The 8966-nt window shown below is 68.9% G+C and carries 2 protein-coding genes; both read left to right on the top strand.

Features of this window, described 5'->3' with window-relative positions; translation table 11 throughout:
* Window positions 1–1209, top strand: a 1209-nt coding sequence (locus ACZ6DL_RS37735; RefSeq protein ID WP_466058497.1) for a thioesterase domain-containing protein, incomplete at its 5' end; no start/stop codon positions are given.
* Window positions 1210–1491: 282 nt separating this feature from the next.
* A partial coding sequence (locus ACZ6DL_RS37740; RefSeq protein WP_466058499.1) for a non-ribosomal peptide synthetase occupies window positions 1492–8966 on the top strand: 7475 nt, incomplete at its 3' end.

The raw sequence follows: 8966 nt of genomic DNA on the forward strand, positions 1-8966 counted from the left end.
GACACCGGCGTGACCATCGACCCCGCAACGGTCCGGGCCGAAGTCGCGCGGTTCCTCACCGGCTACATGGTGCCCGACGCGATCGTGGTGCTGGAGGCGCTGCCGCTGACCCCGAACGGGAAGCTCGACCGCCGCGCGCTGCCCGCCCCGGAGATCAACAGCGCCGTCGCCTACCGCTCGCCGCAGACGGTCACCGAGCAAGCGGTGGCAGGCGCGTTCGCCGAACTGCTCGGCGCCGAGCGGGTCGGCCTGGACGACGACTTCTTCGGCCTCGGCGGCAACTCGCTGCTCGCGGCACAGGTGGTCGGGCGGCTGCGGGACGCGACCGGAGCGACGGTGCGCGTGCAGTGGTTCTTCACCGACGCCACGGTGGCGGGCTTGGCCGCCCGCATCGACGCCGGTGACGCCGACGCCACCGCCGCGCTGGACGTGCTGCTGCCGATCCGTGCGAGCGGATCGGCGGCCCCGCTGTTCTGCCTGCACCCGATGTACGGCTTGGCCTGGTCGTATGCGGGCCTGGCTCAGTTCCTGCCCGCCGAGCAGCCGATCTTCGGTCTGCAATCGCCCGCGCTGTCGGAAGACGGCGAACTGCCCGGTTCGCTCGAGCAGCTGGCCGAGCGCTACCTATCGGAGATCAAGGCGGTGCAACCGCAGGGCCCGTACCGGTTGCTCGGCTGGTCGCTCGGCGGTGTGCTGGCCCATGCCATCGCCACCGCGTTGCAGGAGGCGGGCGAGCAGGTGGAGTTGCTGGCCATGATGGACAGCCATCCGAATCCGGACGTCGTCGGTTTCCGCGCCGCAGTGCGCGGCGCCCTGGCCGAACTCGGCCTCGGTACGGCGGCTGCCGAGGGCGATGATGTCTACGAGCTCGATGACGAGTCGTTGGCCGCGCTGCACGCCATGATCCCGGCGGATCTGGTGGCGGTGACGCCGGAACGGCTGCGCCGGATCTATCGCAGCGCGGTCCGCTCGGCGGAGCTGATCGCCGAGCACCGGCCCGGCGTCTTCCGCGGCACCGTGCAGTACTTCAGCGCGGCCGTCGCCGATCCCGCCGACGAGTTGCGCGCCGCCGCCGCGGACTGGTGGCCGTTTGTCCAAGGCATGGTTGTCGACCGCCCGGTCGAGGTCACCCATGCTCGGATGGCCGCGCCGGAGGCGCTGGCGGTGATCGGTCCGCAGCTGGCCGCTCTGCTCGACGGCCGCCGTTGATCGTCCCTGCCGACGCCGCGACCCGAATCCGGCGTCGGCAGGGAATAATCGTCCCCGGCACTCGTCATACGCGTCCGTTCCCGCGGCCCGGAACCCCACGGGTCGTGGCCGGTCGCGCCCGGCGTGCGCCGACGGTTCGGTAACGATCGGCATGCGCGCGCTCGATGATCACAGCGCGGGGAGCATGGTGACGTGCGTGTGGCGACGATAGACAGGGTGAGGCAGCACGATGGTTCGGGCGGTCGGGCAGCGGTGTGACGAAACTGCGGAAGCGGTGCGCCGATGACCCGCCCGGCGCGCGTGCGCCCGACCCGGACCCGCCGCCCCCGCGTCACCACCCTGCCCCAGTTGATGGCCACGGCCGTCGAGGCGAACCCGAGCGGCGCGGCCGTGGTGTTCGCCGACGCGACCAGCACCCTCGCCCAGCTGAGTTATGCCGAGCTGGACGAACGGTCCACGCGGTTGGCGCGGTTGCTCATCGATCGGGGGGTGGGTCCGGAGGATCTGGTCGCGGTTGGTGTTCCGCGTTCGGTGGAGTCGGTGGTCGCGGTGTGGGCGGTGGCCAAGACGGGTGCGGGTTTCGTGCCGGTGGATCCGAACTATCCGGCCGATCGCGTCGAGCACATGGTGAAGGACTCCGGCGCGGTCTTCGGGCTGACCGTCCAGGAGGTCCGCGCCGAGCTGCCGGACCGGGTCGAGTGGCTGTCGATCGACTCCGCAGAGTGCGCGCGGCGGCTCGAGGAGTTCCCGGCCGATCCGGTGACCTACACCGATCGGGTGCGCCCGCTGCGCGGGGAGCATCCCGCCTACGTCATCTACACCTCCGGCTCCACCGGCAAGCCCAAAGGCGTGGTGGTCACCCAGGCGGGTCTGGCGAGCTTCTGCGCCGAGCAGCGTGATCGGTATCGGGTGACGAGTGCGTCGCGGACGTTGCATTTCGCGTCGCCGTCGTTCGACGCGTCGGTCCTGGAATTGCTGCTGGCGCTCGGTGGCGCGGCCACCATGGTCGTCGCGTCGCCCACGGTGTTCGGCGGCGAGGAATTCGCGTCCCTGGTCCGCAGGGAGGCGGTCACGCACGCGTTCGTGACGCCCGCCGCGCTCGCCTCGGTGGATCCGGCCGGGTTGGACGAGCTGCGCGTGGTGGTGGCCGGTGGCGAGGCGTGCCCGCCGGAACTGGTACGGCGCTGGGTGCTCCCGGTGTCGGGTGGGCGGACCCGTGAGTTCTTCAACGGGTACGGCCCGACCGAGACCACGATCATGACGAACATCAGCGCGCCGCTGGTGCCAGGGGAACCGGTGACCATCGGCGCGCCGATCCGGGCCGTCACGGAATACGTGCTGGACGAGCGGCTGGTGCCCGTGCGGAGCGGTGTGGTCGGCGAGCTGTACATCACCGGTGCGCAGCTGGCCCGCGGCTACCACGAGCGCCCCGGGCTGACCGCGTCCCGCTTCGTGGCGAACCCCTTCGATGTGCACGGCTCCCGCCTCTATCGCACCGGTGACCTGGTGCGCTGGACGCCGAACGGCGAGTTGGAGTACCTGGGCCGCAACGACTTCCAGGTGAAGATTCGCGGTTTCCGTATCGAGCTGGGCGAGATCGACGCGGTGCTGGCCGCGCACGAGACGGTCGACTTCGCGGTCACCGTGGGGCACCAGCTGGACAGCGGCGTCACCATTCTCGTCGCCTATGTGCACGCCGTGCCCGGGATGGCCGCCGACGCGGCGGAACTGGCCGCCTTCGCGCAGCAGAGCCTGCCCGCGCACATGGTGCCGACGGTGGTCATGGTGCTGGACGAGATCCCGTTGACTCCGGTGGGCAAGCTGGACCGCGACGCGCTGCCCACACCGCGGTTGCAGACCAAGGTGTTCCGTGCCCCGGTCGGCCCGCTGGAAGAGCTGGTCGGCGAGGTGTTCGCCGAAGTGCTCGGGCCCGGCGCGCCGGTCGGCGCGGATGACGACTTCTTCGAACTGGGCGGCAATTCGCTGATCGCGACGCAGGTCGCGGCCCGGCTGGGCGCCGCCATCGCGGCCCGGGTGCCCGCACGGCTGATCTTCGAGAGCCCCACCGTGGCCGCGCTGGCGGCGCGGCTGGAGCCGTTGAAGGGCGCGGGGGACCGGCGCGCGTTGGTGGCGGTGGAGCGTCCGGAGCGGGTGCCGTTGTCGTTGGCGCAGCGGCGGATGTGGTTTTTGAATCAGTTCGATACCGGTTCGGCGGCGAATAATATTCCGTTCGCGGTGCGGTTGTCGGGTGTGTTGGATGTGGCGGCGTTGCAGGCGGCGGTCGCGGATGTGGTCGAGCGTCATGAGACGTTGCGGACGGTGTATCCGGCGGTGGACGGCATCGGTTACCAGGTCGTGCTACCCGCCGCGCGAGCTGTTCCCGACCTCGCGCCGAAGCCCGTCGCCGAGCACGAGCTGACGGCCTGGCTGCGTGAATTCGCCTCGAACGGCTTCGATGTCGCGGCGGAGGTACCGCTGCGCGTCGCGCTGGCCGAGATCGGCCCCGACGATCACGTGGTCGTCGTGGTGGTGCATCACATCGCCGCCGACGGCGCTTCGGTCGCGCCGTTCCTGCGGGATCTGCTCAGCGCGTTCCTCTCCCGGCGCAACAGGGCGAGGCCGTCCTGGGGACCGCTGCCGGTGCAGTACGCGGACTACACGCTGTGGCAGCGCGCGATGCTCGGTGACGAGAACGACCCCGATTCGGTGGCCGCGGCTCAGATCGCCTACTGGCGTCGCGCCTTGGCGGGCATCCCGGACCGGATCGACCTACCCTCGGATCGGCCGCGCCCGTCCGTCGCCTCCGGCCGGGGCGCGGAGTACACCTTCGCCGTGGACGCCGCGGTGCACCGAGGCATCGCCGAACTGGCGCACAGCGCGGGCGTCTCGGAGTTCATGGTGGTGCACAGCGCGCTCGCGGTGCTGCTCGCCCGGCTCACCGGCACCGACGACATCACTGTCGGCACGCCCGTGGCGGGCCGTGGTGAACGGGAACTCGACGCGCTGATCGGCATGTTCGTCAACACGCTGGTGCTGCGCACCCGCATCGACCTCGGCGCGTCGTTCCGTGCGCTGCTCGCCCAGACGAAGGAAACGGATCTCGGCGCGTTCTCGCACGCCGAACTGCCGTTCGAGCGGTTGGTCGAGGTACTCGATCCGGTGCGGTCGCAGGCGCACCACCCGCTGTTCCAGGTGGCGCTGTTCTACCAGAACATGAGCAGGCCCGAGATAGAGCTGCCCGGACTGTCCGCTCGGGTACTCGAGTTCGACGGCGCGGTCGCGAAATTCGATCTGCAATTGACCGTGGTGCCCGACACCGAGGGGGAGGCCGCGGGCTTCGCCGCGGGGTTCACCTACGCCACCGACCTGTTCGACGAGCAGACGATCGCCGAGTTCGCCTGGCGCCTGGATCGGCTGCTGGCCATCGCCGTGGCCGAGCCGGATCGGCCGATCGGTGCGATCGATCTGCTCGCTCCCGTGGAGCGCGAACGCATCCTGCACGAGTGGAACGACACCCGGTACCCGGTGCAGGCCGAGTCGCTGCTCGACGGCTACCGGCGTGCGGCGGAGGCGTACGCGGACGAGGTCGCTCTCGTGTGCGAGGGTGTCGAGCTTTCGTATCGTGGGTTCGATGCGCGGGTGAATCGTTTGGCGCGGTTGTTGATTTCGCAGGGTGTTGGTGCGGAGTCGTTGGTGGGGTTGGCGGTTCGGCGTTCGTTGGATCTTGTGGTGGGGATGTATGCGATCGTGGCGGCGGGTGGGGCTTATGTGCCGTTGGATCCGGATCATCCGGCCGAACGCATCGCCCACATCCTCGAAACGGCGCAGCCGGTCTGTGTGCTCACGACCTCCACCGACGCGGTCGACTTGCCCGAGGGCACCGCGGTGCTGCTGCTGGACGCTCTGGACCCGAATCGATTCGACGACGCCCCGGTGCGTGCCGACGAACTGGTACGCCCCGTGTTGCCGCACCATCCGGCCTACGTGATCTTCACATCGGGGTCGACCGGCCGCCCCAAGGGCGTGGCGGTTTCGCACTTCGCCATCCAGAACCAGATCAGCTGGATGCTCGCGGCGTATCCGCTCGACGCCGATGACGTGTACCTGCAGAAGACGGCGACGACGTTCGACGTCTCGCTGTGGGGCTACTTCATGCCGCTGCGCGTGGGCGCGAAGCTCGTCGTCGCTACGCACGACGGACATCGGGATCCGGTCTACGTCGCGGAAACCATTGCTTCCCAGGGTGTTACGGTGACGGACTTCGTGCCGTCCATGCTGACGGTCTTCGCGGCGCACACCGCCCCCGGCTCGTGCCCCACCTTGCGCGACATCTTCGTGATCGGCGAGGCGCTGCCGCCGGAGACCGTCGCCGCGGTGCGTGCCGTGACCGACGCCGCCGTGCACAACCTCTACGGCCCTACCGAGGCGGCGGTCTCGGTGACCTACTGGCCCGCGACCGCCGTGGACGAGCGGTCCGTGCCGATCGGCGTCCCCCAGTGGAACACCCAGGTGTACGTGCTGGATTCGCGTCTGCAACCGGTCCCGACCGGTGTTCCGGGCGAGTTGTATCTCGCCGGTGACCAGTTGGCTCGCGGCTATGTGCGGCGTCCCGATCTCACCGCCGACCGGTTCGTCGCCGACCCGTTCGGCAACGGTGCGCGGATGTACCGCACCGGTGACCTGGTGGCCTGGCGCGCCCCGACCGACGTGCTGCCGCATCGGCTCGACTATCTCGGCCGGACCGATTTCCAGGTGAAGTTCCGCGGTCAGCGGATCGAGCTGGGGGAGATCGAGACGGCGCTGCTGGCGCAGCCGTCGGTGAGCCAGGCCGTGGCCCTCGTCGCGGCCTCGTCGCTGGGTGACCAATTGGTCGCCTACGTTGTTCCCGCGCCGGGGCGATCGATCGAGCAGGCCGAATTGCTGGCGGCGATCGGTGCGACGCTGCCCGCCTACATGGTTCCGGCCGCGGTCGTCGCGCTGGATGCGTTGCCGTTGAATCCGAGCGGCAAGCTCGATCGCAAGGCTCTGCCCGAGCCGACCTTCACCGCGCGGGAATTCCGCGCGCCCGCGACGGCGGTCGAGGAGATCGTGGCCGGGGTGTTCGGTGAGGTGCTCGGTGTGGGCCGGGTCGGGGCGGATGATGATTTCTTCGCGCTCGGCGGTAACTCGCTGGTCGCCACGCAGGCGGTGGCGCGTATCGGTGCGGCGGTGGATGCGCGGGTGCCGGTTCGGACACTGTTCGAGGCACCGACCGTGGCGGCGTTGGCGTTGGCGCTCGAGTCGCATACCCCCGGTGAGCGCCGGGTGCAGTTGGGGAGTATTGCCCGGCCCGAAAAGTTGCCGTTGTCGTTGGCGCAGCGGCGGATGTGGTTTCTCAATCGGTTCGATCAGTCCGATGACGCTGGGGAGCGGATCGGTTCGGCGGCCTACAACTTGCCGTTCGCGTTGCGCTTGACCGGTGCGCTGGATGTGGCCGCGCTGGGCGAGGCGCTGCACGACGTCGTGGGCAGGCACGAGGTGCTGCGCACGGTGTATCCGGAGACCCCGGACGGTCCGGTGCAGGTGGTGCTGGCGGCGGGACAGGTGGCGTTGGATGTGGCCGTCCATCCGATCGGCGCGGCCGAGGTCGCGCACGAGGTGTACACGCTCGCGGCGGCACCCTTCGATGTGACCGACGAAGTGCCCGTCCGAGTGCGGCTGCTGCGGATCGCGGATGCGCCGCAGGAGCATGTGCTCGTGGTGGTGGTGCATCACATCGCGGCGGATGCGTCGTCGATGGGTCCGTTGGTGCGGGATGTGATGGTGGCGTATTCGGCGCGGACCTCTGGTGATGTGCCGGGGTGGTCGCCGTTGCGGGTGCAGTATGTGGATTACGCGTTGTGGCAGCGTGCTGTGTTGGGGGATGAGTGCGATCCGGATTCGGTCGCGGCTCGGCAGATCGCGTTCTGGCGTGCGGAGTTGGCTGGTTTGCCGGATTTGTTGGAGTTGCCGATTGATCGGCCGCGTCCGGTGGTGGCGTCGTTGGCCGGGGCGCGGGTGCCCGTGGAGGTGGATGCGGCGACGCATGCGGGGTTGATCGAACTCGCCCGTGCGCATGGCGCGACGTTGTTCATGGTGGTGCATGCGGCGTTCGCGGTGTTGTTGGCTCGGTTGTCGGGTTCGGATGACATCGCTGTCGGTACGCCGGTGGCGGGTCGTGGTGAGCGTGAACTCGATGATCTGATCGGGATGTTTGTCAACACGGTGGTGTTCCGGTCGAGGATCGATGGTGGTGAGTCGTTCGCGGATGTCCTCGCCCGTCAGCGGGATATCGATTTGGCTGCTTTTGCGCATGCGGATGTGCCGTTCGAGCGGTTGGTGGAGGTGTTGAATCCGTCGCGGTCGACGGCGCGTCATCCGTTGTTCCAGGTGGGTTTGTCGTTTCAGAATGTGGCGCGTGCGGCGTTGGAGTTGCCGGGTTTGACGGTGGCGGGTGTGGATGCCGATGTGGATGTGTCGCAGTTCGATTTGCATTTGATTGTTGGTGATGGGTATGCGGAGTCGGGTGCGGCCGCTGGTATCGGTGGGTTCTTGACGTTTGCGACTGATTTGTTCGATCGGTCGACGGTGGAAGGTTTCGCGGCGCGGTTCGCGCGCGTCCTCGCGGCCGTGGTCGCCGACGCGAACGTCGCGGTCGGGGACATCGAACTGCTCGCCGACGCCGAACGCCACGACGTGCTCACCGCATGGAACGACACCGCCCATCCGGTGGATTCCGCCGCGACACTGGGATCGCTGCTGCGTGGGACCGTCGCGGCGACGCCGGGAGCGGTCGCGCTGGTCGCGGACCTGCCCGACGGCGAACGCGTCGAGCTGAGCTACGCGGAACTGGCGGCCCGGGTGAATCGACTAGCCCGCTACCTGATCTCGGTGGGTGTCGGTGCCGAGAGCAGGGTCGCGCTCGCGTTCCGCCGATCGGTGGATCTGGTGGTGGCGATGTACGCGGTGGCCGAGGCCGGTGGGGCGTACGTACCGATCGACCCCGACCAAGCCACCGAGCGAACCGACTACATCCTCTCCGCCGCCGCCCCGGTATGTGTGTTGAGCAATACCGAGTCGGACTTCGATACCGACGTCGCGCCGGTGGTGCGGCTGGAAGACCTGGAATTGAGCGCGGTCGCCAGCGTGCCGATCACCGATGCCGAGCGCGTCACGCCCGTCCGGCCGGAGAACACGGCTTACGTCATCTTCACGTCGGGTTCGACCGGGCGTCCGAAGGGCGTCGCGGTGCCGCACTCGGCGATCGTGAACCAGTTGCTCTGGAAAGCGGCCGAATTCGAGCTGGCCGAGGACGATTCGGTGCTGCTGAAGACGGCGGCGACGTTCGACCTGTCGGTGTGGGAGTTCTGGTCGGCCGCGGTGTGCGGTGGCCGTCTGGTGATCGCCGCGCCTGATGGCCATCGGGATCCCGCGTATCTCAACGATCTGATGGCGCGCGAGTCGGTCACCACGTTGCATGTGGTGCCGTCGATGCTCGACGCGCTGCTCGTGCACCGGGCGACCACGGACACCGGCGACTGGTCGCCGCGACGGGTGTTGGCTATCGGTGAGGCATTGCCAGGGGCGTTGGCCCAGCGGTTCTTGCGCGAGAATCCCCGCACCGAGTTGTTCAATCTGTATGGGCCGACCGAGGCGGCGGTGTCCATCACCAGCCACCGCGTCACCCTCGCCGACGAGACCTCCGTGTCGATCGGTGCGCCCGAATGGAACAGCCGGGT

Source organism: Nocardia sp. NPDC041819, assembly GCF_055590505.1.